Source organism: Phytoactinopolyspora halotolerans, from assembly GCF_010550675.1.
Lineage (GTDB): Bacteria > Actinomycetota > Actinomycetes > Jiangellales > Jiangellaceae > Phytoactinopolyspora > Phytoactinopolyspora halotolerans.
The window spans coordinates 57916-82559 of sequence record NZ_JAAGOA010000017.1 but is presented as its reverse complement, the minus strand read 5'-3'; the positions used below and the strand labels follow the sequence as shown (position 1 = coordinate 82559).

At 67.9% G+C, this 24644-nt stretch carries 19 protein-coding genes and 1 tRNA gene; 9 read left to right on the top strand and 11 right to left on the bottom strand.

Annotated features, from left to right (window positions below; all coding sequences use genetic code 11):
- Nucleotides 1-18: 18 nt before the first annotated feature.
- A complete protein-coding gene (locus tag G1H10_RS21840; RefSeq protein WP_216853536.1) occupies nt 19-1602 on the bottom strand; it encodes a PH domain-containing protein in 1584 nt (527 codons plus the stop codon).
- Nucleotides 1599-2126, bottom strand: a complete 528-nt coding sequence (locus tag G1H10_RS21835) for a PH domain-containing protein (RefSeq protein ID WP_163741725.1) — start codon at nt 2124-2126, stop codon at nt 1599-1601. The genes G1H10_RS21840 and G1H10_RS21835 overlap by 4 nt, the downstream gene beginning before the upstream one ends.
- Before the next feature lie 403 nt (nt 2127-2529).
- Here G1H10_RS21835 and G1H10_RS21830 point away from each other — a divergent pair, with 403 nt between their 5' ends.
- Entirely contained in the window at nt 2530-3273 is a 744-nt protein-coding gene (locus G1H10_RS21830; RefSeq protein WP_163741723.1) for a hypothetical protein, read from the top strand.
- A 15-nt stretch (nt 3274-3288) separates the two neighbouring features.
- Here the strand turns inward: G1H10_RS21830 and G1H10_RS21825 are convergent, their stop codons facing one another.
- Complete coding sequence (locus G1H10_RS21825) at nt 3289-3585, bottom strand: GroES family chaperonin (protein ID WP_163741865.1); 297 nt, start codon at nt 3583-3585, stop codon at nt 3289-3291.
- A 116-nt stretch (nt 3586-3701) separates the two neighbouring features.
- Nucleotides 3702-4034: a DUF3618 domain-containing protein gene (locus G1H10_RS21820; protein ID WP_163741722.1), complete on the bottom strand. Its 333-nt coding sequence runs from the start codon at nt 4032-4034 to the stop codon at nt 3702-3704.
- A gap of 149 nt (nt 4035-4183) precedes the next feature.
- Between G1H10_RS21820 and bcp the strand changes: the two genes are divergently transcribed.
- From bcp to G1H10_RS21800, 4 genes are all read left to right on the top strand, one after another.
- Nucleotides 4184-4660, top strand: coding sequence for a thioredoxin-dependent thiol peroxidase (gene bcp, locus G1H10_RS21815; RefSeq protein ID WP_163741720.1), 477 nt, complete (start codon nt 4184-4186; stop codon nt 4658-4660).
- A gap of 1 nt (nt 4661) precedes the next feature.
- On the top strand, nt 4662-6347 hold the full coding sequence (locus G1H10_RS21810; RefSeq protein ID WP_163741719.1) for a DUF8094 domain-containing protein: 1686 nt from the start codon (nt 4662-4664) through the stop codon (nt 6345-6347).
- A 19-nt stretch (nt 6348-6366) separates the two neighbouring features.
- The gene (locus G1H10_RS21805) at nt 6367-7005 is read left to right on the top strand and encodes a class I SAM-dependent methyltransferase (RefSeq protein WP_163741717.1); all 639 of its coding nucleotides are present in this window, start codon (nt 6367-6369) and stop codon (nt 7003-7005) included.
- Between the two features lie 57 nt (nt 7006-7062).
- Nucleotides 7063-7144: transfer RNA gene (locus G1H10_RS21800), tRNA-Leu, on the top strand.
- Nucleotides 7145-7148: 4 nt separating this feature from the next.
- Here G1H10_RS21800 and G1H10_RS21795 read toward each other — a convergent pair.
- Nucleotides 7149-7685, bottom strand: coding sequence for a dihydrofolate reductase family protein (locus G1H10_RS21795; protein ID WP_163741715.1), 537 nt, complete (start codon nt 7683-7685; stop codon nt 7149-7151).
- Between the two features lie 82 nt (nt 7686-7767).
- Nucleotides 7768-8469 carry a helix-turn-helix domain-containing protein gene (locus G1H10_RS21790; RefSeq protein WP_163741713.1) on the bottom strand — a complete coding sequence of 234 codons (702 nt, stop codon included), beginning with the start codon at nt 8467-8469 and terminating at the stop codon, nt 7768-7770.
- A gap of 116 nt (nt 8470-8585) precedes the next feature.
- Here G1H10_RS21790 and G1H10_RS21785 point away from each other — a divergent pair, with 116 nt between their 5' ends.
- Entirely contained in the window at nt 8586-9053 is a 468-nt protein-coding gene (locus G1H10_RS21785; RefSeq protein ID WP_163741711.1) for a GNAT family N-acetyltransferase, read from the top strand.
- A gap of 44 nt (nt 9054-9097) precedes the next feature.
- Nucleotides 9098-9976, top strand: coding sequence for a class I SAM-dependent methyltransferase (locus tag G1H10_RS21780; protein WP_163741709.1), 879 nt, complete (start codon nt 9098-9100; stop codon nt 9974-9976).
- 88 nt (nt 9977-10064) lie between these two features.
- Here the strand turns inward: G1H10_RS21780 and G1H10_RS21775 are convergent, their stop codons facing one another.
- Entirely contained in the window at nt 10065-12449 is a 2385-nt protein-coding gene (locus tag G1H10_RS21775; RefSeq protein ID WP_163741708.1) for a glycoside hydrolase family 65 protein, read from the bottom strand.
- Nucleotides 12446-13195, bottom strand: coding sequence for an HAD family hydrolase (locus G1H10_RS21770; protein WP_163741706.1), 750 nt, complete (start codon nt 13193-13195; stop codon nt 12446-12448). Before G1H10_RS21770 ends, G1H10_RS21775 begins: the two co-directional genes overlap by 4 nt.
- Nucleotides 13196-13517: 322 nt before the next feature.
- Between G1H10_RS21770 and hrpA the strand changes: the two genes are divergently transcribed.
- Nucleotides 13518-17516, top strand: a complete 3999-nt coding sequence (hrpA, locus tag G1H10_RS21765) for an ATP-dependent RNA helicase HrpA (RefSeq protein WP_163741704.1) — start codon at nt 13518-13520, stop codon at nt 17514-17516.
- Between the two features lie 34 nt (nt 17517-17550).
- On the opposite strand, the gene G1H10_RS21760 is transcribed toward hrpA, so the two are convergent.
- The 3 genes from G1H10_RS21760 to G1H10_RS21750 all read right to left on the bottom strand — a co-directional run bounded on the left by G1H10_RS21760 (nt 17551) and on the right by G1H10_RS21750 (nt 24070).
- Nucleotides 17551-18429 carry a hypothetical protein gene (locus G1H10_RS21760; protein ID WP_163741702.1) on the bottom strand — a complete coding sequence of 293 codons (879 nt, stop codon included), beginning with the start codon at nt 18427-18429 and terminating at the stop codon, nt 17551-17553.
- Nucleotides 18430-18624: 195 nt separating this feature from the next.
- Entirely contained in the window at nt 18625-21687 is a 3063-nt protein-coding gene (locus G1H10_RS34690; RefSeq protein WP_446686745.1) for an Rne/Rng family ribonuclease, read from the bottom strand.
- Between the two features lie 460 nt (nt 21688-22147).
- Nucleotides 22148-24070 carry a TIGR03960 family B12-binding radical SAM protein gene (locus G1H10_RS21750; RefSeq protein WP_163741700.1) on the bottom strand — a complete coding sequence of 641 codons (1923 nt, stop codon included), beginning with the start codon at nt 24068-24070 and terminating at the stop codon, nt 22148-22150.
- A 128-nt stretch (nt 24071-24198) separates the two neighbouring features.
- On the opposite strand from G1H10_RS21750, the gene ndk reads away from it, so the two are divergent.
- Entirely contained in the window at nt 24199-24642 is a 444-nt protein-coding gene (gene ndk, locus G1H10_RS21745) for a nucleoside-diphosphate kinase (RefSeq protein WP_216853534.1), read from the top strand.
- Nucleotides 24643-24644: the final 2 nt, after the last annotated feature.

The window sequence follows — 24644 nt, the reverse complement described above, 5'->3', positions numbered from 1 at the left end:
GGGCTCTTGCCCGAATTGTCAGGATCTCTCGGCGGACAGCCGGTTCGGCACAAGGAACGGCTCGAGTAGACCCGGCGCAGCCGCCGTGGCGAACTCCACGGCCTCACCGGCGTCGACGTCGGACGCCTGATAACCGCCCCACCCCGCCGCCGTCATGGCCGACACCGTCATCAGCCCCAGCCGTCGCTGCAACAGCGACTGCCGCAACGCGATGGTGGAGACAGCACTGCGTTGCAGGGCCACCGTCGATCTGCTGATCAGACCGGATCTGAGCACGACATACGGGCCGGCGACGGCGTGTCCCAGCGCCCGGTACGCGACCACCGCGCCGAGCAGCGCCACCGGCCACCCGGCCGCGCCGAGCCAGACCGTCCATGCCGGCAGCACGTCCGTGATGACCAGCCACACCACGACGGCGACCAGCGCAGCCCCGCCGACGGTCGCCCAGCACAGCCGTCGACGCAGGGCCGCGGCCGGATGCCGCACCAGTGGGACGTCGAACGGGCTCGGACGGGAGCCCAGCACGTCGACCGCGACGGAACGTGCCACGCCGATCGGCCCCCGCGGAAGTATCGCCGTCGGCTCCGACATCGACCACAGAGAGAGCCCGGTGGTCACCACGTTCGTGTCCGCCATGCCCATCCACCGCCATAGCAACGGCTCACTGATCTGCAGCCCGCGCATCCGCCGCTCGTCGCGGTTGACCTCGCGAGTGGTGAACAAACCCTTCCTGGTCCGCAGCTGAGTGCCGTCCTCACCGGACACGCGGGCCAACTCGAAGTTCCAATTCTCCGTGAAGAAGTTGACCGCCAACCCGATCACACCGACGGCGCCGGTGACCAGCACGCCGATCCCGATCGTCCAACCCCATCCCAGCGCCTCCCAGTCGGCCAGACCGTCCAGGAAGCCGCCGACGTCGACACCGAACGTGGACAGCAGCCAGAAGCCACCCCACAGCAGGCCGATGGCCATGATGTACGCCCACGAGTTGAACACGTTGTAGAGCACCCACGACGGCCGCAAGCGCGCGAACACCTGGGCGTCCTCCGTGCCACGAGCGCCGTCGGACGTGCCAGTCACCCGATCGCCGACGCCGGAACCATCGGGACGACCGCTCGGGGCAGGCACGGCCGAACCCGCCGCTCGGGGGCGCAGGAGCTCCTCCTGCAGTCTCCAGGCGTCAGTCCTGAGGATCGCATCCAGCACGAACGCAGACTCACCCGCGTTGTGTTGCTGCCCGGCACCGATCGTGACCACACGGAGGCCGGCCAGCCGGTGCCGGAGCTTGGCGGTCGCGTCCACACTACGGATCCGGTCCCGCCGCACGGAGCGGTACTGCCGGACGAAGACGCCCGTGCGCCGCTCCACGTATGCGTCGGTCACCCGATATCGAGTGAAAGCCCACCGCAACGCATCCGCGATCGCACCGACCGTGCCGAATGCGGCAACCGCGATCATCGGCCACAGGCTTCCCAGCGACGCCTCGACGCCGAAAACCCCCGTGGCGAGCGCAGCCGGCGTCAGCGAGACCACCGCCTGCACCACATCCACCCAGATCATCCGGCTGTGGAGGCGACGCCACGGTTCCTGTGCCGCTGTCACGTGGCATCGCCCGGCGTCCGCTGCGTGACGGCCGTGAGCCGCTCAGCTATCGCCGCCGCCACATCCCGGTCAAGACCACCGATGTTGATCGGACCTCGCGACGAGGCCGTCGTCACTCGCAGGGTAGCCAGGCCCAGCATCTGTTCGACCGGCCCACGGACGGCGTCGACCGTCTGAATCCGGGAGATCGGGGCCACCCGCCACTCGCGCACCAGCCAGCCGGTCAGCGCGTAGACGGCTTCGTCCGTCACCTCCCACCGGTGCACCGCGTATCGCCAGAAAGGCTCGACGAACAGGGACACGCTGGTGAGCACCGCCAGCACAACAACGGCCACAATCAACCAAGGCCGAGCGGCTTCCCAAAGGAGGTATCCGACCGAGACGGCGGCCAGCAAGCTGCCAGGCATGACAACGGCTTGGGCGATCCACCACCACACAGCCTTCCGCTCGATGCGGTTGCCCGGCGGACGAAGCCGAAGTGCGCCGGTGCCCGACGGCGGCCTCCGCTGCTCCGCAGACGCCATCGTCGTCACCCTTTCGAACGCATCTGGTCAATCACGTGCGTGAACCCTGTCGATCACGTGCGTCGAATCTATCGCCGGCACCGAGGTCAGCCGTCCTTCTCGTCTACGAATCACCACATCCTTCGCAAGAAGGAGGAACGAACGCCGAGATGACACCGCCAGGCAGGATCATTGCCGCCCCAAAGGTTCTGATCTGGCCTTTTTGCCCGAATTCATGGCACCGAGAATCCCCCGATCGCCCTATTTCCCTCACCGCCCAGGCTCACTACCCTGTACTGCGACCTTGGGTGTAGCCCGATCCGACAGCACGAGAAAGGACCACCCCATCAGCCCGCCAGAGCACGAACCCGCGAGCAGGCACAAGCCTCGAAACTCCGCGAACTCCCCGCGGAGCCGAGACGGCATGTTCGCCACTGTCATGGGATGGTTCGTGGCCAAGGGTCGGACATACCCTTCGCTGGTCGCCTGCGTCGTCGGCGCTACCGTGGGGATCACACTCGGCAGCTTGGTGGTTCCGACCAGCAATGATCGAATCGCCGCCGACACTGATCTGGTCACCACGCACACGGCGAGCACGCCGTCGAACGAACCCACCACCGAGAGCACCGGCGCGCGGCCGCAGAGCCCGGAGGAACGGAAGCCATCCGGCACCGGAACACCACGCGCGACCGCAGACGATCAGCCGCCCGAGAGCCGGAACCAGGCAGACGACCGCCCGTCGGATCAGGGCGCCGATGGCAGCGCCGACGCTCCGGACCAGAGCGGTTCGCAGGACTCGTCCGGCGACGATGACTCCAATCGGACCGATGACGAGTCAGACACCCAGGACGACGCGCCGGACGAGACGTCCAGCGAGGCACCCGACGCCGACCAGAACACGCCGGATCGTTCACCTCCGCAGTCCTCCGACGAGCCGGAAGACGATCCCGACTCAGAGGACCAGCCAGACGAACCGGACCAGCCAGACAAGAGCGACGAACCAGACGTACCCGACGACAGCGAAGAGCCGCAAGAACCCGAGCGGTCGGCACCACCGACGATGGACACGGACATTCCAGAGCCCATACCCACTGACCCGGAAGAGCGCGAAAAGTACTGTCTGGGCCTCGACCTCTCGCTTCTCGAGCTACTGCTCTGCCTCGGCTGACGTCAGGCCGGGCAGCTACAGGTACAGCCCAGTCTGACCGTCGGAGATCCGCTCGGATGCCACGGCATGCAGATCCCGCTCCCGCAGAAGCACGTAGGTTTCGCCGCGCACCTCGACCTCGGCCTTGTCCTCCGGGTCGAAGAGCACCCGGTCACCGACCGCCACGGTCCGGACGTTGGCCCCTAGAGCCACGACCCGGGCCCAGGCCAGACGACGTCCCATGGCCGCGGTAGCGGGAATGACGATGCCCGCGGACGACTTCCGTTCGCCGGCGTCCGCGTCCAATGAGACCAAGACGCGGTCATGCAGCATGCGGATGGGCAGCTTGTCCGAGTCAACAGCGCTCTCTTCGGTCACGATGCCTCAGGATACGCGTAACCGCACGCACCGGGCATCTCCTGACCCTCGGCCGTCCAGACCGCCTGATCTCACCTGCGACGACGCCGACGTGACCGCCACACCAGCAGGCCACCCACAAGCACCGCCCCGGCGATCGCGCCGAGCACCTCGACTCGCGGCCCGCCCTCCGGCGTCGTCATCTTGGAGCCGATCCGCCCGGCGCTGTCCCGCGCAAGACGCCCCGGACTCATCCGGCCCACCAACTCGTCGATGTTCCGCGCCAGGCGCTCGCTGCGCTCGTTGATCGCCTGCTCGATCTCCCGGGCAGAACGCTTCGGGCGCCGTTCCGGCTCCTCCGGGGTCTCCGACGGGGCCGTGACCGGCTCCCGTGGCCCGGTCCGCACGGCGTCAGGAGTACTCACGCGCACCTCCATATCGGATCAGCATTCCACCAGCCCATCCCGTTCCCGGCACCGGCTCTCCCAACCGTATCGGCGCCGGGCGAGGTTCGCCGTCATTTCGCGCACCACCGCCATAGAAGAAGGACACCGCCTCGCCGTACCGTAGGACGGTGACCGAGACACGACTCTCCACGGGCGACCCCGCCCCCACGTTCAGCCTTCCCGACGCCGACGGCACTGCCGTGGATATCACCTCGTACCGCGGCAAGCGTGTCGTCGTGTACTTCTACCCGGCGGCGATGACGCCCGGATGCACCACGCAGGCCTGCGACTTCCGGGACAGCCTCGCCGCCCTGCAGGCAGCCGGGCTCGACGTCGTCGGCATCTCCAAGGATGCACCGGACAAGCTCGCCTCCTTCCGGGAACGCGACGGCATCAACTTTCCGCTGCTCTCGGATGAGGATCTGGCGGTGACCAAGGCGTTCGGCGCGTACGGTGAGCGCAAGCTCTATGGCAAGACGGTCACCGGGGTGATCCGTTCCACCTTCGTCATCGATCCGGACGGCAAGATCGAGAAAGCGATGTACAACGTCCGGGCCACCGGTCACGTCGCAAAACTCCGCCGCGATCTGGGTATCGACGGCTGACGTGCGAACCTTCCTCGGTGTCGTACTCCTTGTGCTCGGCCTGCCGGTGCTCGTGGCGGGCACCGTAGCCGCCGTCTATACGGGCCCGGACGACACGTTCGGTGTGGTGGACGAGGAGATCTCCACGGATGCCGCCGTGCTGGTGTCCGCCCCCTCGGTGCTGGACGTCGCCGGGCCGACGCTGCATGTCGCCGCCGACGTCGACGGCGCGGACACCTTCGTCGGGGTGGCCCACCCGGTACACCTCGGCTCGTACCTCGACGGAGTCCAGGTGGAGCAGATCACCCAAGCCGGCTGGCGGGAGGATCTCACCCACGAGGCGGTGTCCGGCGAAGAGACCGCTCCGGTCGCACCTCCCGGAGGGCTGGACTGGTGGCAGGCGTCCAGCACCGGCAGCGGCGAGCAGCGGGTCAGCGTGGAGCTGACCGCGGAACCGGCCCAGGTGGTGGTCAGCGCCGCTGACCCTCAAGCACCGCTCGCCGCCGACCTGGCCGTCGAGGCGGAGATCGAGGGTGTGTTCGCCACCGCGCTCCTCGTCGTCGGACTCGGCCTCCTGCTCACCGCCGCCGGCATCATGCTTCTGTTCACCGGTCGTCGGCGCCGGCGCGCCGGTCGGCGTCGTGTCGGGACCGGCAACCTGCCGGATCCCGCCCAGGCCGACGCGGGTGATCCGGAGACCGCCGGCCCCCCGCCGCCGCCGGAGAGGCCAAGCGGCTCGGCGCGGCTGCAGCGGGCGACGACCGTCGGCGCTGGTGCGGCCCTGCTGCTGGCGGGCTGCGCGGAGCTTCCCGAGGAGGTCGAGCACACCGCCGAGCCGGCCACGGTCGCCGTGACGGAGCGTGCGGCCGACCGGTTCTTCGCGCACTACACGGAGACGAACAACACGGCCAACACGGAACAGGACGCGGATCTGATCGCCACCGTGGAGTCGGGCCCGCTGCTGAGGTCGTCACAGATGGCCTACCAGGTGCAGCAGGCACAGGAACGGGACCCGATCCCTGCGTTCACCGTCGACCCCCAGTACATCGCGGCGCCACGGTTCGATGCCTATCCGATGTGGTTCGTCGCCTTGATCGAGCCTGAGAGCGACGGAGCGGGACCCGCTTACTACCTGGTCAACCGGGAGGATGCCACGTCTTCCTGGCAAGCTCAGCTGTCCGTCTACGCGCCGGACGACGCGGAACCGATCCGGCCCACCGTCACCGACGGGGCGGCGATGATCGCCGGAGACGATCAGGCCGCGCGAGGACAGGAGGCGCTCGATGCGATCGTCGAGTACGCAGAGACGGGCGAGGAGCCGGAGGGCATCGACCTCTCCGCCCAAGGTGGCCTCGGATCCCTACCCGAGCAGGGCATCGAGATCACCGAGGGACCCGAGAACCGGGTCACCGTAGACCGGAGTTGCGCGTTGGCCGACGTTGCTGTGCGCTGGTTGGAGACCGAAGCCGGAGCTATGGGCATGACCGCGGTGACCTGCACGCAGAGCGTCACGCTCGATGAGGGCTACACCATCACCCTCGACGGCAGCGGATACGGCACCATCCCCGGCGGTGTCCATCTCAGCGAGATGACCATCACCCACGGCGTGAGCATCGTCGTAGCGGTGAACGACGACGGGACGGCGAGCGTGTCCGGCGAGGCGATGCTCCCTTACTCGATGGATTACGTCGAAGAGGAAAGCCAGTAGTCCGCGTACGCTCGCAGCTATGGGATCTCGCGCCGTCCGTCACCCCGTCTTCGCCCGTCTCTACGCCCGGGCCAGTCATGCCATGGAAGCGGAGGTCGGCCCGCACCGGGACCGATTGCTGGCCGGGCTGAGCGGGGCCGTACTCGAGGTCGGCGCGGGCAACGGGCTCAACTTCGCGCACTACCCCACCGGCGTGACCAGGGTTCTCGCCGTGGAACCCGAACCGTACCTGCGAAACCTCGCCCGGGAGGCGGCCGCCCGGGCGCCCTGCCCCGTCGACGTGGCCGACGGGGTGGCCGAACGGCTTCCGGCGGACGACGGCACGTTCGACGCGGCCGTCGCCTCGCTGGTGTTGTGCTCCGTGCACGACCCGGAAGCGGCGATGAGCGAGCTGTACCGGGTGGTGCGGCCGGGTGGAGAGCTCCGGTTCTACGAGCACGTCCGCGCCGAAAGCCCGCGCCTACGGCGGGTCCAGCGGACGCTGGACGCCACGGTCTGGCCGCGCTTCACCGGTGGCTGCCACGCGCATCGCGACACCGTCACCGCCATCACGAGAGCGGGCTTCAGCATCGACCGGTTGGACGGAGTCCGGGTCCCGGACACTCGCATCTCGGTTCCCACCTCCCCGCATGTCATAGGTTCCGCGACACATCCTTAGCTCCGGGATCGAGCAATGCGGGCACCGGCGCATGCCTTATCATGGTCGGTGCCTCGAGCGGGAGTGGCGGAACAGGTTTACGCGCACGGTTTAGGTCCGTGTGTCTTCGGACATGTGGGTTCGAGTCCCACCTCCCGCACCCGCTAGGAGACCGGTACGTAGGCAAGGTTGAGGACACCTGTCGACAACGTCTCGTTGCTCACCAGCTCGAGCTTGTGCGTCGGTGTGTCCTCGAAGAGCCGCTGCCCGTGTCCTACCGCGATCGGATGCACAAGCAGGCGCAACTCGTCGAGCAACCCGTTAGCCAAGAGCCAGCGGACCGTGATCGCGCTGCCGGACACGCAGATGTCGCCGTCGATGCTCTCCTTGAAACGCTTGACCGCGTCGACGTCACCGGGCAACACCGTCGTGTTGTTCCAGGCCGGCGATTCGAGCGAGTCGGAGATGACGTACTTCGGCACGTCATTGAAGTACGTCGCGAACGGTTCATCGGTGCTGCTCGGCCAGTAGGCGGCCCACTCGTCGTAGAGCCGGCGCCCCATCAGGAACGCCTTGTTGGTCTCCATCCCCGCGCTCACCACGGCACCCATCTCATCGTTGAAGTACGGGAAATGCCACGTGTCCGGAGCTTCGACAACGCCGTCCAGCGAGATGAAGAAGTTCGAGATGATCCTGCCCATGCCGATGTGCTCCTCAAAGATCCGGTGTCGTGTCAGCGCAGCCCCTCGCTGCGCCGACAACACGGTACGGAGTCGATCGCGGCTAAGTCTTGTACAGCAGCGACAGCGGCTCGGCCGGATCCTGCCGTCGCAGCTGCTTCGCCGTGCGCCCGATGAACCGGGTCAGGGACCGGGACAGATGCGGCTGGTCGTAGTATCCGAGCCGCTGCACCACGTCGAGCGGCGATACACCCTCGCCGAGCAGTATCGCCGCGTGCCGGGCCCGGTCGATCTGACGTATCGCGCTCTGGGTGAGCCCGGTCGACGCGGCCACGCGGCGCTGCAGCGAACGTGCACCGAGCCTTGGTGGTTCCCCCGCGACGACGTCGCCGACCAGCGGGTCGCGCACGAGCACGCCGTCACGCGCCAGCCGCGCCACAAAGACCTCGGCGTTCTCGAAGCTGGGAAGCTCCCACTCGTCGCCGCGGAGCGTGAACGTCCGCTCGGTGACATGCGGGCTCTCCACGTGCGTGTCGACCAGGCGGCGGGCCGGCAGGTGCGGCATCGACGTCCCATGCGAGAAGCTGATCCCGAACGAATGCGAGTCGTCAGGCACCTCAGCGGTGCTCGCCGCCGTCTCCGGTCCGCGGACGGCGACGTGGATGCGACCACGGTGTTCCCAGAACACGATCTCCCACGTCGACACGGCGATCGAGGTCATGCGCTCGACCCCGGATGCGTATCCGCGCCACACGCGCGCGATGTACGGTGAGTCCGACGGGCGGTCGTCCGCCTCTATCGCCATCTCGCCTCCTCACCGCGGTGTACAAGCACAGTCTGACACGCCCAGGTCACAACGCAGTCTGAGCAGGCGGGACCGCCCGAAACTCCGGCGTAACGGACGGATGAGAAGATCCAGCCATGTCCGTCACGGTGACCTCGGAACCCCTGCACGAGGACGTACAAGACCTCATCGCCGGCCTCAATGAGCACCTCCTCCCGCTGTCACCGATCGAGTTCCAGTTCAGGATGACGGCCGAGCAGATGGCCGAGCCGGACACCACCGTGTTCATCGCCCGGGACCTGCACGGCAACGCGGTGGGCTGCGGTGCGCTCAAGATCCACACGGACACTCTCGGCGAGGTCAAACGGATGTTCACGCGGCCCGAGGCACGCGGGAACGGGGTCGGTTCCGCGCTCCTCGACGCGATCGTCACGCGGGCACGCGACCAGAGGCTGTCCTGGCTCATGCTCGAGACCGGCGTCGGGCCGGGCTTCGCCGACGCGGGGCGGCTCTACCAGAGCAGGGGGTTCACCGCCCGTGGCCCGTTTCTCGATTATCCGGACAGCGGGTGGTCCGCCTTCTACGAGCTGCATCTGTCTCACTAACCTGGTCTGATCCGAGGACGGCATTCGACCAAGGGAGCCGAGCGATGACGACGGACGAGCCACCGGTGGTGATCGATTGGGCCGAGCACGCGGAGCGGCTCAGTGCAGCGGTCGACGACGACGCGGCCTGGTACGCCGAGATGGCGCAGACGCTCGTCAAGCCGGACGATCGCCTCGCCGTCGATGTCGGATGCGGCGGTGCGGGAATGGCCCTGGCGTTGAGTGCCGTACTTCCCCGGGATGCCAGCGTGGTCGGCCTGGACGGAGACGACGACGTGTTGCAGGGCGCCCAGCGACGCGTCGCCGACGCACAGATCGACGGCGCACGGATCTGGCTGATCAAGGCCGACCTCGACACAGACCTGGGCTCGCTGCCCGCCCTCGCCCAGAACGCGGACCTCATGTGGGCGTCGGCATCCATTCACCACGCCGCGGACCAGCAGGCCGCCATCGATGCCCTCGCCGGCTTTCTTGCTCCTGGCGGGCGCCTCGCACTCGCCGAAGGCGGCCTGCGCGTCCGTCATCTCCCGTGGGACTTAGGCGTCGGCACGCCGGGGCTGGAGGACCGCCTGGTCGCCGCGGAAGGCCATTGGTTCGGCCGGATGCGGGAGTCATTGCCCGGCAGCGTGCGCATGCCGTACGGGTGGACGACGGCGCTCCGGCGGGCCGGTCTGGGGGATGTCACCACGCGAACCACCCTGCTCGAGCGACCGGCACCGCTCCAAGGCGCGGACCTGAACCGAGTGCTGGACGGCCTCGCCCACCGGGTCGAGCGCATCACGGAGAGCGGTGACCTCGATCCGGACGACGGGGCTGCCTGGGCACGACTGCTCGACCCGGGCGACGACGCGTGGCTCGGCCGCCGGGACGACGTGCACTCGCTCAGCGCCCGGAGCGTCCACATCGGTCGCCGCCCCGCCTGAGAACCCGTTCCGGAACTCCTGACAGGGACGTGACGATCCCCCTCCGTCACGAGTTCCGGAACAGACTCCGACAGCGTCGACGGCCCCCTCAGGACTCGCCCGCTCGAGGAGCGCCCCGACGCACCGGCTCGCGGCTCGGCGGCTGCTCCGGCTCGGGGCCGGCCGGCGGTGCCTCCGGGATCGGCAGGCTCACCGGCTTCCCGACCTCCACCGCATGCTCCTCACCGTGGTGCAGGAACTCGATCCGGGAGCCGTCCTCGTGTTCGCCCTCGCGCAAGAAGTAGGTGACCTCGTCCGGCCGGACGCTGACCCGTAGACGCAGCCCCTGCCAGATCAGCGAGAAGTCCAGCCGGTCGATCTTGCTGGGCAGCCGCGGCGCGAACGCCAGGACGCCGTTGTGATCGCGCATACCGCCGAATCCGGCGACCAGCGCCAGCCACGACCCGGCCAGGGCGGCGAGATGGACACCGTCCCGGGTGTTGGCGTGCGTGTCATGCAGGTCGGTCAATGCGGCGTCACCCAGGTAATCGTGCGCGAGCTCGAGGTGTCCGGTTTCGGCTGCGATCACCGCCTGCGTACACGAAGACAGCGACGAGTCGCGCACCGTACGCGCCTCGTAGTATCGGAAGTTCGCCGCCTTCTCCTCAGGAGTGAACGCATCGCCGCGCCAGTGCATGGCCAGGATGAGGTCCCCTTGCTTACAGACCTGGCGCCGATAGAGATCGAAATACGGGTGGGTGAGCAGCAGCGGATAATCCTCTGGCATCGTCTCTGCGAAGTTCCACTCCTGGAACCGGGTGAAGCCTTCGGATTGCTGGTGAACGCCGAGTTCCTCGTCGAACGGCACCACCATGGCGCGCGCTGCTTCCTGCCAGGACGCTGCCTCGTCCTCGTCGACACCGAGCGCTTCGGCGACATCCGGGTGACGGGCGACCGCATCGGCCGCACCGAGCATGTTCCGCTGCGCCATCAGGTTCGTGTAGATGTTGTCGTTCGCGATGGCGGAGTACTCGTCCGGGCCCGTGACCCCGTCGATGTGGAAGTCGCCGTGCCGATCGAAATGGCCCAGCGAACGGAACAGCCGGGCGGTCTCCACCAGGAGTTCGACGCCCACCTCGCGCTCGAACGCTTCATCGCCCGTCGCCTGGATGTAGCGGAGCGTGGCGTCGGCGATGTCGGCTCCGATATGGAACGCCGCAGTCCCGGCCGGCCAATAGCCGGACGTCTCCTGACCGCGGATCGTTCGCCACGGGAACGCCGCACCGTTGAGGCCCAACGTGTGGGCCCGTTCCCGGGCGAGATCCAGCGTGGCGTGCCGCCAGCGCAGCACCTGCGCAGCCGCCTGCGGCTTGGTGTAGGTGAGCACCGGCAACGCGAACATCTCGGTGTCCCAGAACACGTGCCCGTCGTACCCCGGACCGGTGAGGCCCTTGGCAGGAATCGGCCGCATCTCGTTCCGGGCGCCCGCCTGCAGGACGTGAAACATCCCGAACCGGACAGCCTGCTGAACCTCCGGATCACCGTCGACGCGCACATCGGCGGCGTCCCAGTAATCGTCGAGGAACTGCCGCTGATCCCGGCAGAGCCCTTCCCATCCGGTGAAGCGCGCTGCCGCGATGGCGGCGCCGACCTGGTCCCGGAGAGCGGGCAGCGAACGCTGGCTGGAGAACCCGTAGGCCAGCAGTTTCACCACACGCAGCCGCTGACCGGCTTCCAGCACGCAGGCGATGGTGGTCCGCGCCCAATCGGGGAAGGCCTCCGTGTTGACCATGGTCTCTTCCGGGCCCTCGACCTGGTGGGTCATGGCCGCCGCCATCCGCAGACCGCTCGCCTTCGTCCGATGCACCAGCAGCCCGCCGGCTCCGTTCGCCAAGTGCTGCTCGGACTGCAGCGGCTCTCGCAGCACGGCCGCGACCCGCGGATCACCCTTGCGGATCGGTACCTCCTCGTTGGCCACCAATCCGGACTGGATCGTCAGCCGCGCAGGGCCGTCGAGCGGCTCGACCTCGTAGCAGATCGCCGCGACCGATCGCTGCGTGAACGAGACCAGCCGGGTGGAGTGCACCCTGACCGCGCGGCCGGCCGGAGAGACCCACTCGACCGTCCGTTCCAGCGTTCCCTGGCGCATGTCCAGCACCCGCTCGTGTGAGCGCAGCTCGCCGTATCGCACGTCGAACGGTTCGTCATCGACCAGCAGCCGGATGAGCTTGCCGTTCGTGACGTTGACCAGGGTCTGTCCCTCTTCCGGGTAGCCGTAGCCGGCCTCCGCGTGCGGCAACGGGCGCAGCTCGTAGAACGAGTTCAGATACGTACCCGGAAGGCCGTGCGGCTCCCCTTCGTCGAGGTTGGCGCGCAGGCCGATGTGGCCGTTGGAGAGTCCCAGGACCGACTCCGACTGAGCGAGCACCTCCAGGTCGAGTTGAGCCTCCCGGATGCGCCACGGCTCGGTCGGGTACCCCTTCTCACGGATCATGCGGACGCTCCATCCACCAGCTCGGCCAAGTCGCGGACCACGATGTGCGCGCCATGCTCGCGTAGCGCCTCGGACTGGCCCACGCGGTCCACTCCTACCACGAGGCCGAAGCCACCCGCGCGCCCGGCTTCCACACCCGCCAGGGCGTCTTCGAAGACGGCCGCTTCGCCGGGCTGTACACCCAGCTTATCGGCGGCGGCCAGGAAGGTGTCCGGATGCGGTTTTCCGCGCAACCCTTCCTGCCGCGCGACGACTCCGTCCACCCGGGCCTCGAGCAGCTCCTCGAGGCCGGCGGCCCGGACGACCTCTGCACAGTTCGCACTGGCCGACACCACCGCCCGGCGCACGCCCGCTTGCCGGACGGCGCGCAGGTATGCCACCGAGCCCTCGTACGGCTCGACGCCTCGCTCCCGCAGCACGGCCATCAATGCCTCGTTCTTCCGGTTTCCGACACCGTTCACGGTGTCCGCGCTCCCCGGGTCGTCGGGTTCCCCCTCCGGCAGCGTGATGCCACGCGAGGAGAGGAAAGACCGGACGCCGTCGGCACGGGCCTTGCCATCCACGTACACGTTGTATTCCCGGCCGGTATCGAAGGGCACGAACGGCTCACCGGTCCGCTCCGCGCGCTCCCGCAAGAACGCGTTGAACGTCTCTTCCCAGGCCGCCTTGTGTACCTTCGCCGTGGGGGTCAGCACACCGTCCAGGTCGAACAGGCACGCCCTGATGTCCTCGGGCAATCCGAGCACTCGCTCACCACCTCATCCAAGATCGCCCGGACACCCGTCGCCGGCGCGATCGACCGCGCTCATATGAAAAGGAGTTCCTGGACGGCAACGCACACGGCACGCCGCACAGTTTCCCGCCAGGCGAGAAAACTCTAGCGCCCACCTACCCGGCACGCGGCGACGCATCACGGGTCGATCCCGTCAGCGTGCGCCGGCCGGTAGGCTATCAGCGCCGAGCGGGCCGGACGGTGCGGCAAACGAACTGGTCACACCCGACATCGCGGCGGGCATGGCAGAAACTCGGATGACCCACGGGCGCGGCGCACCGTAAACTCGTACCGGTATGTCTGGACCCTCCGTAGCCGATCTGCGCTCCCGGTTGGCCGAACTCTCCATCCGCGACGAGCATCGGCTTCGGCGACGGCTCGACGGGCTCGGCAAGATCCGAGGTGCCGACCGCAAAGCCGAAGCCATCCGAGCGGTCTCCACGGAGATCGAGGCAGCTCAGAAGCGCATCGCTGCCCGTGCATCGTCGGTGCCACCGCTCATCTATCCCGATCAGCTGCCGGTCAGCCAGCGCAAGGACGACATCGCCGCGGCGATCCGCGATCACCAGGTGGTGATCGTCGCCGGCGAGACAGGATCCGGCAAGACCACACAGCTGCCGAAGATCTGCCTGGAGCTGGGCCGGGGCATCCGCGGTGTGATCGGGCACACCCAGCCGCGGCGATTGGCCGCGCGGACCGTCGCAGAACGCATAGCTGAAGAGACCGACACCGAGCTCGGTCAGGCAGTCGGCTACCAGGTCCGGTTCACGCGGAAGACGGATGACGACACGCTGGTCAAGCTGATGACCGACGGCATCCTGCTGTCCGAGATCTCACACGATCGGATGCTGCGCCGTTATGACACCCTGATCATCGACGAGGCGCACGAGCGCAGCCTCAATATCGACTTCATCCTCGGTTACCTCAAGCAGTTGCGGCCGCGTCGGCCGGATTTGAAGGTCATCATCACCTCGGCGACCATCGACCCGGAGCGGTTCGCCGCCCACTTCGGCGAAGCTTGCGAGCCGAACAGCCAACACAGCGATGACGCTCCGATCGTGGAGGTCTCCGGGCGAACCTACCCAGTGGAGATCCGGTATCGGCCACTGGTGCCCGACACCGGCGACGCCGTCACGGACGGCGACGCGGCCACGGACGACGACGAAGCCGGCGAACCCCGTGATCAGGTGCGGGCGATCGTCGACGCGGTGGACGAGCTGGCGCTGGAACCACCCGGCGATGTGCTGGTCTTCCTCAGCGGCGAACGAGAGATCCGGGACACAGCCGACGCGCTGAACAGGCATCTTGCCGGGACCCGACGGCGCGGCGCCCAGACGGAAGTCCTGCCGCTCTACGCCCGGCTCTCCGCCGCCGAGCAACACCGTGTCTTCCAGCCGCACGGCGGGCGCCGGATCGTGCTGGCCACGAACGTCGCTGAAACGTCGCTGACGGTGCCCGGAATCCGATACGTGGTCGACGCGGGCACCGCACGGATCTCCCGCTACAGCCACCGCACTAAGGTGCAGCGGCTGCCGATCGAGCCGATCTCGCAGGCCTCGGCGCGTCAGCGCGCGGGACGGTGTGGCCGCGTCGCTGAAGGCATCTGCATCCGGCTCTACTCTGAGGAGGACTTCGAGTCCCGGCCCGCATTCACCGACCCGGAGATCCTGCGCACCAACCTTGCTTCGGTGATTCTGCAGATGACGGCGCTCGGGCTCGGTGACGTCGCCGCGTTTCCGTTCATCGATCCGCCGGACCGGCGCAGCGTCTCCGCCGGCCTGGACCTGCTGCATGAGCTGGGTGCGATCGATCCGGCGGAACAGGATCCGCGCAAGCGGCTCACCGACGTCGGACGGAGGCTCGCCCAGCTCCCGGTGGACCCGCGGCTGGGCCGGATGATCCTGGAAGCGGACCGGCAGGGCTGCGCCCGTGAAGTGATCACGCTCGCCGCCGCGCTGTCCATTCAGGACGTCCGGGAGCGGCCGGCCGACCACCAGCAGGCCGCCGACGAGAAACACGCACGGTTCCGCGACCCGACATCGGACTTCGCCGCGCTCCTGAACCTCTGGCGATACCTGGGCGACGAGAAGCGGGCCCGATCGTCGAACCAGTTCCGGAAGATGTGCCGCACCGACTTCCTGAACTATCTGCGCGTCCGCGAGTGGCAGGACCTCGACGGCCAGCTGCGGAGCCTGGTCAAACCGCTCGGCGTGAAGCTCAACGATGCCCCCGGCGGCGCCGACGCCATCCACCGCGCGCTGCTCGCCGGGTTGTTGTCGCACATCGGTGTCAAGGAAGGCCAGGGCAACGAGTACCTGGGCGCCCGGGGCACCAAGTTCGGCATCTTTCCAGGGTCGGGGCTGTTCAAGAAACCGCCGCAGTTCGTCATGGCGGCCGAGCTCGTCGAGACGTCCCGGTTGTGGGCGCGGATGAACGCACGCATCGATCCCGAGTGGGCCGAGCAACTGGCCGGGCATCTGGTCAAGCGCAGCTACAGCGAACCACACTGGTCGAAGAAGGCCGGAGCGGTCATGGCCCAGGAGAAGGTCACCCTCTACGGGGTGCCGATCGTGGCCGCCCGTCGGGTGCTCTACTCCAAGGTCGACCCCGAGCTGAGCCGGGAACTGTTCATCCGGCACGCCCTGGTCGAGGGTGACTGGGAGACTCGGCACCGCTTCTTCCACCAGAACCGTGAGCTGCTGGAGAATGTGGAGGACCTGGAGCATCGGGCTCGGCGACGGGACATTCTCGTCGACGACGAGACCCTGTTCGAGTTCTACGATGAGCGCATCCCGGCCGACGTCGTCTCCGCCCGGCACTTCGACGCGTGGTGGAAGAAGGCCCGCCAGGTCGACCCCGACCTGCTGACCTTCTCCACCGATCTGCTGATCAATGACACGGCCGGTGACGTCACCGAAGAGCATTACCCCGATGCGTGGCGGCACGGCGAGCACGATCTCCCGCTGACCTACCAGTTCGAGCCCGGTGCGCGCGCCGACGGGGTGACGGTCGACATACCGTTGCCAGTGCTCAACCAGGTCGAAGGTGACGGCTTCGACTGGCACGTCCCGGGCATGCGAGAAGAACTGGTGACCGCGCTGATCAAGTCATTGCCCAAACAACTGCGCCGGTCGTTCGTCCCAGCGCCGGACACGGCTCGCCAGGTGCTGCCCGCCCTGGAACGGATCCAGCCCTCCTCCGGCGAGCCGCTCACCGAGACGTTGGCTCGCCAGCTCACCCGGCTGCGCGGCGTCCCGGTCGAGGGTCGAGACTTCGACGTCAGCCGAGTCCCGGACCACCTCCGGGTCACCTTCCGAGTGGTCGACGAGTCCGGCCGGGCCGTCGCCGAAGGCAAGGACCTCAGCCAGCTGAAGGCCGGGCTTCAGGCCGACATGCGCAAGACCGTCGCGGCCGCGGCTACCGGAATCGAACGTTCCGGCCTGCGCGAGTGGAGCATCGGTACGTTGCCGCGAACGTTCCAGCAGCGCAGGGACGGCCATCAGGTCACCGGCTATCCAGCTCTTGTGGACGAGGGGGCGACGGCCGCGGTCCGCGTGCTGCACACTGAGGCGGAACAACGCCGCGCACACTGGACGGGCGTGCGACGACTCCTGCTGCTGAGTATCCCCTCCCCTGTCGCCTTCGTTCAGCGGCACCTGACCAGCGCCACCAAGCTGGTGCTGACGCAGAACCCGGACGGCAGCGTCGCGGACCTGATCGACGACTGCGCGGCGTGCGCCACGGATGCGCTGATCGCCGATGCCGGTGGCCCTGCCTGGAACGAGGGCGAGTTCGCCGTCCTGCGCGACAAGGTGCGCGGCTCGCTGATCGAGGAGGTGTTCTCGGTGGTCGCCGAGGTCGAGGCCGCCTTGACCGTGGCCCACCGGGTACGCACCGCGCTCAGCCAGGTCCCGCGGACAGCCAGTCCCGATTCGATCGCCGACGCCCGGCATCATCTCGACGATCTGATTCATCCGGGCTTCGTCACCGCCACCGGCCGGCGGCGCCTACCGGATCTGGTGCGTTACCTCAAGGGCATCGAGCGGCGCGTGGCGAAAATGGCCGCGACGCCGCAACGCGACCTCCAACACATGGACACCATCGCCCGGGTTCACGATGCGTACAACGAGCTACTCGACGCGATCCCTGCGGATCGCCTGCCCACCGCGGAGCACGATGCCGTTCGCTGGATGATCGAGGAACTCGCGATCAGTCTGTATGCCCAGGAACTCCGTACCGCGCATCCGGTCTCGGAGAAACGCATCCTGCGCGCCATCCGCGACCTCACACCCTGACCGCGGCACGCTCGGTCGGTGCATCCCGAAGCTGTCAGACCAGCTCGTCGGCCGACGCCGCGGTAGCCGCCCTCCGGAGCCACCGGTCGAGCTCGTTCTCGTCCGTGCACTCCAATATGCGGGTGCGGACGTGCTGGGGCACCTCGATACCCCGAGCGTCAAGGACCTCCAGGACGCTCCGCGCACGTCCTTCGGCGCGCCCTTCCGACAGCCCCTGGTCACGCCAGCGGCGAAGAAACTCACTCTTGGGTTGATACGTGTCGAAGGCCATCAGTTCCTCCAGGTAGCGCCGCGCTGCCTCCGGCAACACTGCGAGTACAAGGTCAGGATACAAGGGATGCAGCTCGTCCAAGCTGTCCAGAGCCGCGACCACCGCGTTCAACACACCGCGGTGGGCCGTATCGGCACCGTGCGCCATGGCCGACAACACAGCCAACTCGGGCTTCTCCCGGGCGAGCGCCACGTCGGTGACGAACGGCACGCTATCAGGCCCCAGTACATGCGGACGCAGTACGCACCCGGGGCCTACCTCGATCGGCTCAGCACACCATCGGGCCGTGGCCATGTCCACGCAGACCACCAGCAACGCAACCGGGCATCTCAATCGCACCCGGAGGTTGGCGACATACGCGGGCCATTTCAGGCGCTTCTCTCTCTTGTCGCGGCCGAGCTGCACCTCGACCACCACGCCCAGGACTGCCTCCGCCGCGCCGTCGCCGGATGCCGAGGTCAAGGTGACGACCGCATCGGCACGAAGCTCCGTCGGTTCCACCGTCGTCAGGTCCCCAGGCTCGACCCGAACACCGTCGTGGTCGGGGACGTCCGCACCGAGCGGGCCGGCCAGCAGATCTGCCACCAGGGCCGGGCGCTGCCGGAACACCTCAGCCAGCCCTTCATGCAACATCGACGGCATGACCAAGCCTCTCCGTGTGTGTTTTCGGCCGGCAGAACCTTTATAACACGCGGATAACGCTACTTGCCTCTATTTACTTCTGTTTAGTTCGCGTCCATACGCCAGCCCGCGCGCTTGTTGAGTCTCAGCGCAACACCCGAGATCCACCGGGACGCCTACACGCAACCAAAACTCAACAAGCGAGCGGGAATCGCATCACCTGGAGGAGGTGACATGCTCGTCAGGGCTTCCCGCCGGCCGTTCCGCCCGGCGGCGGCCACGACGGGCCGGCGGCTTGGCGCCGTCGCCGCCCGTGGCCGCCCCGGCGCCGGCCGCCGTGCTGCCGGTGCCGGTGCCGGTTGCGGGAGTGTCGGACGCTGTGGTGCCGGTCGTCGGGGAGTCGGTCGCCGCGCTGCCGGGACCGGTCGCCGCGCTGTCGGCCGCTGCGGTGCCGCTCGGCGCGCCGCTCTCACGTGCACCGACGCTGCGTCCGTTCGTCGACGTCTCCGCCCCAGCGACGTCCTCCGATGTACCGTTACTGACCGAAACCGGCAGCCCCACAGGCATCAGGTCGGCCGGCGACGCCTCGCCCGGATCCGCGTGGGCCTCGAGTTTCGGCGCCAGGGCGGCCTCGGCGGGCTTCTCCTGCGGCTCGCTGCGCTTGCCGCGCTTGCCTCGCCGTTCCGCCTTACTCGGCGTCTCGTCAACCGGGCTCTTGGGCGCTTCGCGCACATGCGTGTGCACCTGGATGCCACGGCCCTTGCAGTGCGAACACTGCTCGCTGAACGCTTCCAGCAGCCCGGTGCCGATACGCTTGCGGGTCATCTGCACCAGACCCAACGAGGTCACCTCTGCGACCTGGTGTTTGGTGCGGTCCCGCCCAAGGCATTCCACCAGGCGGCGCAAGACCAGATCGCGGTTCGACTCCAGCACCATGTCGATGAAGTCGATCACGATGATGCCGCCGATGTCCCGCAGCCGCAGCTGGCGCACGATCTCCTCAGCGGCCTCGAGGTTGTTCTTGGTGACGGTCTCCTCAAGGTTGCCGCCGGACCCGGTGAACTTCCCGGTGTTGACATCGATGACGGTCATCGCCTCGGTGCGGTCGATCACCAACGATCCTCCGCTGGGCAACCAGACCTTGCGGTCGAGCGCCTTGCTGATCTGCTCATCGATACGCAGCGAGGCGAACATGTCCTCGTGACTGGTCCACTTCTCCACCCGGTCCTTCAGTGACGATGCCACGCCGCTGACGTACTCGTCGATCGCCTCCCAGGCCTGCTTGCCATGGACGACCAGTTTGGTGAAGTCCTCGTTGAACAGGTCCCGGACCACCTTGATCGCAAGGTCGGGCTCGCCGTGCAGCAAGGCGGGAGCGCTGCCGGAGGTCTTCTTCTGAATCGCCTCCCACTGAGCCTTCAGCCGGGCGACGTCGTTGGTGAGCTCTTCCTCGGAGGCCCCTTCCGCCGCGGTGCGAACGATCACACCCGCGTCCTCGGGCACGACCTTCTTCAGGATCTTCTTCAGCCGGTTGCGCTCGTTGTCGGGCAACTTGCGGCTGATCCCGCTCATCGAACCGCCGGGCACATACACGACGTACCGGCCCGGCAGGCTGATCTGCCCGGTCAGTCGAGCGCCCTTGTGCCCGACCGGATCCTTGGTCACCTGGACCAGCGTGGTCTGGCCCGACTTCAGCACATCCTCGATCCGCTTCGGGCCCTCGGTGTGTCCCAGCCCGGCCCAGTCCACCTCGCCGGCATAGACGACGGCGTTGCGGCCCCGGCCGATGTCGATGAACGCCGCCTCCATCGCCGGCAGCACGTTCTGCACCCGGCCGAGGTAGACGTTGCCGATCATCGATTGCTGCGAGGCACGGCTCACGTAGTGCTCGACGAGGATGTCGTCTTCCAGCACGGCGATCTGGGTGAGATCGCCCTCCTGCCGGACAGCCATCACCCGTTCCACGGCCTCCCGACGGGCCAGGAACTCCGACTCGCTCAGGATCGGCGGCCGACGGCGCCCAGCCTCGCGGCCCTCGCGCCGGCGCTGCTTCTTCGCCTCCAGCCGCGTGGAGCCCTTGACGACGCTGACCTCGTCCTCGGATTCCTTCGAGTCGCGGACCCGGACGACGGTGTTCGGCGGATCGTCGGTCCGGCCGTCCTCTCCGTCTCCCTCGCTCTTGCGCCGCCGACGACGCCGACGACGCCGGCTTCCACCCTCGGAGCCGTCGTCACCGCTTTCCTCGCCCGAATCGGTGTCCTCCTGCTCGGACTGCTCAGCGGACTCCGCGTCGGTGTCGGTCGGGGCAGCCGTCTTGTCGTCGCCGACGTTCTCGTCGGCGGATGGCGTCGCGGTGCCGTCCTCGGCCGTCTCCTCCGGCTTCTTCCGCCGCCCACGGCCACCACGCCGACGCCGCCGACGCCGCGAACCGGAGTCCTCGTCGTCGCCGTCGTCGCCCGGGCCCTCATCGGCGGACGACTCCGTGTCCTCGGTCTCCGACCGATCCTGCTGTTCACTCCACTCGTCCGCGGGTTCGGCGCCGCGACCCGTGACGGTCGGCGGCTCGAACAACGGCGTCGCATCGAAGGTCGGCGGCTGGAACAGGACCGCCGACGCGGCGGCGTCCACCGCATCGGGTCCAGAGTCACCGGCCGATTCCGCACCCTGGTTCGGAGCGTTCGCCGCCGACTCGGCGTCCGCCATCGGCTGTGGCACCGGTCCGTCTTCGCTGAGGGCAGCGTTCTCGCCGACCGCGGCTTCGGCTGCTGCCACGGACTTCTTGCGGCTGCGGCTCGGCCGCTTCTTCGGTGGCTGCGCCGCGGTGTCCTCCGCGTGACCGTCTCTGGTCAGCCCGGCGTCGGGCTCTGCCGCGCTCGGGCTCGCATCACTCGGGCCCCCATCACTCGGGCTCGCCGCGCTGGAACTCGCCTCGGTCGTGGCCGCCGATTTCTTGGCCGACCTTTTGGCTGCGGGCTTCTTGGCCGCCGACTTCTTCGTCGCCTTCTTGGCGGCGCTCTTCTTCGCTGTCCGTTCCACGGGCTCGCCGTCCGTCACCGCGACGGACGCCGCTGGCTCATCGGCCTGGACCGGCTGGCCGACGGCCGCGCTGACTGCCGGCTCGGTCCCGCTGTCCGCACCGCCCTGCGATTCCGGCTGTTCCGTCTCCTGCGGAGGACCCGCTTTCCGGCTTGCGGCCCGCTTCCGGGGTGTTCGGCGAGGAGGGGCAGCCTCTGCTGGCTCAGCCGATAGGGCGGCCGAGCTGGTCTCTTCTTCTTGCATGTATGCGTACTCCCGTCAACCCGGGCTCCCGTGGCGCACTCTTGCGCGTATCTTGCGTGAGCGCTGCCACCGCGCACGGGCTCTGTCTGGCGCCGACCGGTGCGAACACCGCTGGCCGACGTAAAAGCCTGTCATCGACGATGCTCACCGGCCTTGCGTCGGTGGCCGCGCCACAATGTCGCCGCGCCGGCAGTCTGCAGTGCTCGCATCCTGCCTCGCGGCTGAACATCGGCTCGTTGCCACCGTGCCGAGCGCCCCACGGACGTCGGCGAGAACATCGCCGGATTGAGCGGTAGGTTCCGCCCAACCACTTTCGAGTATCGCACACGATTGGTCTACAGCCATGACGCCGCCGTCCGCGCAACGCCGTATCCGCCGGGCGAACATGAGAAGTGAGCAGGTGAGCCTGCTTACACCAAGTGTCGGCAAATGTCGGAGTCTGCGCGTCGGCAGCCGTGCGTCAGACCACGGACAGCGGGAGCAGCTTCTGGCCGGTAGGTCCGGTCTGGATCTCCGTGCCCATCTGCGGGCATACCCCGCAGTCGAAGCACGGCGTCCAGCGGCAGTCGTCGACCTCGACCTCGTCGAGCGCGTCCTGCCAGTCTTCCCACAGCCACTCGCGGTCGAGGCCGGAATCGAGGTGATCCCACGGAAGCACCTCGTCCCGGTCCCGCTCCCGAGTGGTGTACCAGTCCAGGTCCACCGGCTCGCCGGCAAGAGCCCGATCCGCCGACGCCACCCAACGGTCGAAGGAGAAGTGTTCGGACCAGCCGTCGAACCGGCCACCGTCTTCCCAGACCGCCCGGATCACCCGGCCGACGCGCCGGTCCCCGCGAGAGAGCAGGCCCTCCACCATCCCGGGCTTGCCCTCGTGGTAGCGGAGGCCGATGGCCTTGGCGTAGGTGCGATCCGAGCGTATCGCCTCGCGCAGCTTGTGCAGGCGTGCGTCGACCGTCTCGTGCGGGGTCTGGCCGGCCCACTGGAACGGCGTGTGCGGCTTGGGGACGAACCCGCCGATCGACACCGTGCACCGGATGTCCTTGCGGCCGGAGACCTCGCGACCCTTGGCGATGACCTTCTTCGCCAGCTCGGCGATGGCCAGCACGTCCTCATCGGTCTCCGTCGGCAGGCCACACATGAAGTAGAGCTTGACCTGCCGCCAGCCACTGCCGTATGCGGTCGCCACGGTCTGGATCAGATCGTCCTCGCTGACCATCTTGTTGATCACCTTGCGCAGCCGCTCGGAGCCGCCCTCGGGGGCGAAGGTCAACCCGGACCGGCGCCCGTTGCGGGAGAGCTCGTTGGCCAGCGTCACGTTGAACGCATCGACGCGCGTCGACGGCAGCGACAACGACGTGTTGGTGCCCTCATACCTGTCCGCCAGCCCTTTGGCGACCTCACCGATCTCGCTGTGGTCCGCGCTGGACAGCGAGAGCAGGCCGACTTCTTCGAACCCGGAGTTCTGCACACCGTTCTTGACCATCTCACCGATGCCGGTGATGGAGCGCTCACGCACCGGACGAGTGATCATGCCGGCCTGGCAGAACCGGCAGCCGCGGGTACAGCCGCGGAAGATCTCCACGCTGTAGCGCTCGTGTACCGTCTCCGCCAGCGGCACCAGCGGCTTCTTCGGGTAGGGCCAGCTGTCCAGGTCCATCACCGTGTGCTTGTGCACGCGCTCCGGCACGCCGGGACGGTTCGGCACGACCTGCTTGATCCGGCCGTCCGGCAGGTAGTCGACATCGTAGAACTTCGGGACGTACACCCCGCCGCCGGCGGCGAGCCGGTACAGCAGCTCGTCCCGTCCGCCCGGGCTGCCCTCGGACTTCCACTCGCGCACCACCTCAGTGATGGCGAGTGCGACCTCCTCGCCGTCGCCGAGGACCGCGGCATCGACGAACTCCGCGATCGGTTCCGGGTTGAACGCTGCGTGGCCGCCGGCGATCACCACCGGGTGGCGTTCGTCCCGGTCGACCGCGCTCAGCGGGATCCCGGCGAGGTCCAGGGCGGTCAGCAGGTTGGTATAGCCCAGCTCGGTCGCGAACGAGACGCCGAACAGGTCGAACGCCGCCACCGGCCGATGCGCGTCCACAGTGAACTGACCGATGCCGTGCTCCCGCATCAGCGCCTCGAGGTCCGGCCATACGGAGTACGTGCGCTCCGCGAGGACGCCGTCACGCTCGTTCAAGACCTCATACAGAATCTGCACACCCTGGTTGGGCAGGCCCACCTCGTAGGCGTCCGGGTACATCAGCGCCCAGCGCACCGCCGCCTCATCCCACGGCTTGGCGACGGCGTTGAGTTCTCCGCCGACGTATTGGATCGGCTTGCTGACCTGCGACAGCAGCGGTTCCAGCCGAGGAAACACAGACTCCACAGACATGATTGCGCTGACTCCAGAAACTGATTGGGGACGGCTTTCGAGTCTACGCGAACCAGCGACACCCTTCACGCGGCCGCCGAAGGCAGCCAGCAAGAATAGGCACCGGTAGGCTTTCAGCTCTACTTGCCATGTACGTGTCTGACTTCTTGGGAGCCGCAGCCGTGTCTGAGCGCACGCTTGTCCTGATCAAGCCCGACGCCGTCCAGCGCGGCCTGGTCGGGGAGATCATCTCTCGCTACGAGCGCAAAGGGCTCGCCATCGTCGCGATGGACCAGCGCACCATCGACGCGTCGCAGTCCGACGCTCACTACGCGGAACACGTCGACAAGCCGTTCTACCCCGGACTCCGCGAGTTCATCACCAGCGGCCCGTTGGTCGCGCTGGTGTTGGAGGGCGACCAGGCGATCGATGTGGTCCGCCAGATGAACGGCGCGACGGACAGCCGTACGGCCGCACCGGGCACCATCCGTGGTGACCTGTCGCTCTCCAAGTCGGAGAACCTGGTTCACGCCTCGGATTCACCTGACTCGGCGAAGCGCGAGCTCGCCATCTGGTTCCCGCATCTCGGCTGAGC

Excerpts from the sequence above, each read along its gene's own strand:
- G1H10_RS21835 (WP_163741725.1), bottom strand. The coding sequence starts at position 2,126 with ATGGCGTCTGCGGAGCAGCGGAGGCCGCCGTCGGGCACCGGCGCACTT.
- G1H10_RS21830 (WP_163741723.1), top strand. The coding sequence starts at position 2,530 with ATGTTCGCCACTGTCATGGGATGGTTCGTGGCCAAGGGTCGGACATAC.
- G1H10_RS21825 (WP_163741865.1), bottom strand. The coding sequence starts at position 3,585 with ATGCTGCATGACCGCGTCTTGGTCTCATTGGACGCGGACGCCGGCGAA.
- G1H10_RS21805 (WP_163741717.1), top strand. The coding sequence starts at position 6,367 with ATGGGATCTCGCGCCGTCCGTCACCCCGTCTTCGCCCGTCTCTACGCC.
- G1H10_RS21795 (WP_163741715.1), bottom strand. The coding sequence starts at position 7,685 with ATGGGCAGGATCATCTCGAACTTCTTCATCTCGCTGGACGGCGTTGTC.
- G1H10_RS21790 (WP_163741713.1), bottom strand. The coding sequence starts at position 8,469 with ATGGCGATAGAGGCGGACGACCGCCCGTCGGACTCACCGTACATCGCG.
- G1H10_RS21785 (WP_163741711.1), top strand. The coding sequence starts at position 8,586 with ATGTCCGTCACGGTGACCTCGGAACCCCTGCACGAGGACGTACAAGAC.
- G1H10_RS21780 (WP_163741709.1), top strand. The coding sequence starts at position 9,098 with ATGACGACGGACGAGCCACCGGTGGTGATCGATTGGGCCGAGCACGCG.
- G1H10_RS21775 (WP_163741708.1), bottom strand. The coding sequence starts at position 12,449 with ATGATCCGTGAGAAGGGGTACCCGACCGAGCCGTGGCGCATCCGGGAG.
- hrpA (WP_163741704.1), top strand. The coding sequence starts at position 13,518 with ATGTCTGGACCCTCCGTAGCCGATCTGCGCTCCCGGTTGGCCGAACTC.
- G1H10_RS21760 (WP_163741702.1), bottom strand. The coding sequence starts at position 18,429 with ATGCCGTCGATGTTGCATGAAGGGCTGGCTGAGGTGTTCCGGCAGCGC.
- G1H10_RS34690 (WP_446686745.1), bottom strand. The coding sequence starts at position 21,687 with ATGCAAGAAGAAGAGACCAGCTCGGCCGCCCTATCGGCTGAGCCAGCA.
- G1H10_RS21750 (WP_163741700.1), bottom strand. The coding sequence starts at position 24,070 with ATGTCTGTGGAGTCTGTGTTTCCTCGGCTGGAACCGCTGCTGTCGCAG.
- ndk (WP_216853534.1), top strand. The coding sequence starts at position 24,199 with ATGTACGTGTCTGACTTCTTGGGAGCCGCAGCCGTGTCTGAGCGCACG.